At 56.1% G+C, this 2,649-nt stretch carries 3 protein-coding genes and 1 pseudogene; all 4 read left to right on the top strand.

Translation table 11 applies throughout. The features are described 5' to 3' along the window. A partial coding sequence (locus tag OP495_RS17085; protein ID WP_280570942.1) for an Ldh family oxidoreductase occupies positions 1-430 on the top strand: 430 nt, incomplete at its 5' end. After that, complete coding sequence (locus OP495_RS17080) at positions 427-927, top strand: hypothetical protein (RefSeq protein ID WP_280570940.1); 501 nt, start codon at positions 427-429, stop codon at positions 925-927. The genes OP495_RS17085 and OP495_RS17080, both read left to right, overlap by 4 nt. Next, positions 927-1,901 (top strand): D-2-hydroxyacid dehydrogenase, encoded by a 975-nt coding sequence (locus OP495_RS17075; protein ID WP_280570938.1) that lies wholly within the window; start codon positions 927-929, stop codon positions 1,899-1,901. Before OP495_RS17080 ends, OP495_RS17075 begins: the two co-directional genes overlap by 1 nt. Positions 1,902-2,205: 304 nt before the next feature. Beyond that, positions 2,206-2,649 (top strand): annotated as a pseudogene (locus OP495_RS17070) (DUF4147 domain-containing protein); the annotation flags it as partial.

The raw sequence follows: 2,649 nt of genomic DNA, 5'->3' as shown, positions 1-2,649 counted from the left end.
CGCAGAGCAATGGGTTGTGCTTCCTCTTGGAGGCCCCAAAGGATCTGCATTAGCCATCATGAACGAGTCTCTGTGCGGCGTGCTGGGCGGCGGGTGCTTTGCAAGCTCAATGGGCAACCTCTATACCGACTTTGACACACTGCAGGATATCGGCCATTTCTTTCTGGTCATAGATACGTCGCGTACCCATCTCAGTGAGAATTATGCAGAACGTGTTCCGCAGCTACGCGATGAACTGAAGGCAAGCGCTCCCGCAGAAGGGTTCTCTTCAGTCAAGATGCCTGGAGAAGTCGAAATAGAGCGCGCGGCACAGATGAGCGATAGCGGCATCACGCTTCCCACCAATATGATCGATGATCTCAATGAAACTGCCCGCCAGCTCGGCGCTGCTACGCCGGCTGAATACGCAGCAGGTGAGGATTTAACATGAGAGATGGCCTACTCGAATATGAAGGCAATCGCGGAGCAATTGTCCGCGAATGGGCCGATAAAAATCGGGAGAAAATCTTCAAGCAGAGGATGCTCATTAATAACCACGTAATAAGTCGTACAGCGAAGACAATATCACCTACGACTCTCGATGAAATACAGGGAAATAAGGATCGCATCCACCATAATAAAGAGGCTCTTTCTGCCCGGGCTAGGAACGAACGCTGGGCCCAGGATTCACTGGAATGTCTCTTGCTGGGAGCAGTCATGAGGTTCCGAAAACCTCAGGAAAAAACCGCCATAGCAATGGATAAGAGTGAGGCCTTTGGTTCTGCTGCCGCAAGGGCGTTGTCAGGTCGACGCGCCGCTTCGACTTTCCAAGAACAGCTGGAAAACGTGTGTCCCAACAGACATCGGCAAAATGTCAGGGTCAGAAGCAGTGTGAAAGAAAACCTAATGCGTATTGCCACATCTACCGTCATCCCGGAGGCTATCTGATGTTCACATCAAATGCCGTCACCCGCATCGTCTTCCTAGACCGTGCAACGCTATCGCAAGAAACGACGATTCGGAAGCCCGCCTTTCCTACGGATCTGGTCGAGCACGACCGGACCAGACCGGATGAGGTCGCCAATAGGATCTCTGAAGCCGACATTGTCATCACTAACAAGGTGCCACTCAGTGCCGAAGCTCTTGCCACTGCGCCACGGCTCAAGCTAATTGCAGTTGCGGCAACGGGGTATGACCGGATCGACCTTGATGCGTGCCGCGAAAGGGGCATCACGGTCTCCAATATCCGCGCCTATGCCGGCAATACCGTTCCAGAGCATACCTTCGCACTACTCTTTGCCCTCCAGCGCAGCATTGTGCCGTATCGACGCTCGGTAATTGAAGGCCGATGGGAAGATGCAGATCAATTCTGCTACTTTGACTATCCGATCGCCGATCTCTCAGGAAAGACCATCGGCGTCGTAGGCGACGGTTTGCTTGGAAAATCGGTGGCCCGAATTGCCGAGGCATTCGGAATGCACGTCCTCTTTTCGAGCTACAAGGGGGTCGAGGGTATGGGCCCACTTTACACGCCTTTCGAAGAGGTCATGCGACTCAGTGACGTGATCACGCTTCACTGTCCCCTACTGCCGTCTACAAAAAACCTCATCTCGGACGCTGAGTTTGGCATGATGGAGCGTCGCCCGCTTCTGTTGAACACCGCTCGAGGCGGCTTAGTGGATGAGGACGCTTTGGAACGAGCACTCGACGCTGACCGAATTTCCGGTGCGGGCTTTGATGTTGTCACCACTGAGCCACCAGGAGAGGATCACAGCATGCGGCGCATCGCTTTGCGCGACAACGTCATCGTCACACCCCATGTCGCCTGGGCCAGTCGCGAGGCGATCCAAGCGCTCGCCGACCAGCTCATAGACAATATCGATGCTTTCATACAGGGCAGTCCAAAGAACGTTGTCATTTGAAGATGGACACGAAACACATTGAACCGCGACGTTTCCTAAGAGAGTTGTTCGGGGCGGCTGTCGCGGCAGCTCAACCCGAGCTGACACTTCCTTCTGCGCTTCCGTCTCCACCGCGGGGCCGTACGGTCGTCCTCGGCGCCGGAAAAGGGACTGCCCAGCTTGCCCAGGTATTTGAGCGTCACTGGACAGGCCCATTCGAGGGTTTCGTCGTCACGCGCTACGGTTTCGGGGTCCCCTGTGAAAGGATAGAGGTAGTCGAAGCAGGACATCCTATCCCCGATGAGGCAGGCCACGCGCAGCCGAAAAGATGATGTCCATGGTCGCGGGTCTCGGCCCGGACGACCTCGTCATCGCTTTGCTGTGCGGTGGAGGGTCAGCGCTGTTGCCACTGCCCCCAAACGGTTTTTCGCTTGCCGATGAACAGGCGCTGGCGGAAGCTCTCCTGCGCAGCGGCATGCCGATTGGTGGAATGAACGCTGTTCGGAAGCATTTCTCGAGAATCAAGGGAGGGCGACTTGCTCAGGCAGCGGCCCCTGCGCAAGTGGTATCTCTAATCGTCTCGGACGTCCCGGGGGATGATCCAGCCGAAGTAGCCTCTGGCCCCACGATACCCAGCCACGCGATACGGGCCGATGCGCTCGACTGGCTCCGGCGCTACAACGTGACGCTTCCCGGTAATCTACAAAGGGGGCTCGAAGAAGCTGATGAAGCCCCCCAGCCGGGGGCTCTGATTTCTACGGACATGAAG

The sequence above is a fragment of the Chromohalobacter sp. 296-RDG genome (genome assembly GCF_029889885.1).
GTDB lineage: Bacteria > Pseudomonadota > Gammaproteobacteria > Pseudomonadales > Halomonadaceae > Chromohalobacter.
Note: the sequence above shows the minus strand (reverse complement) of the source record. Positions and strands in the feature narration are given on the sequence as shown.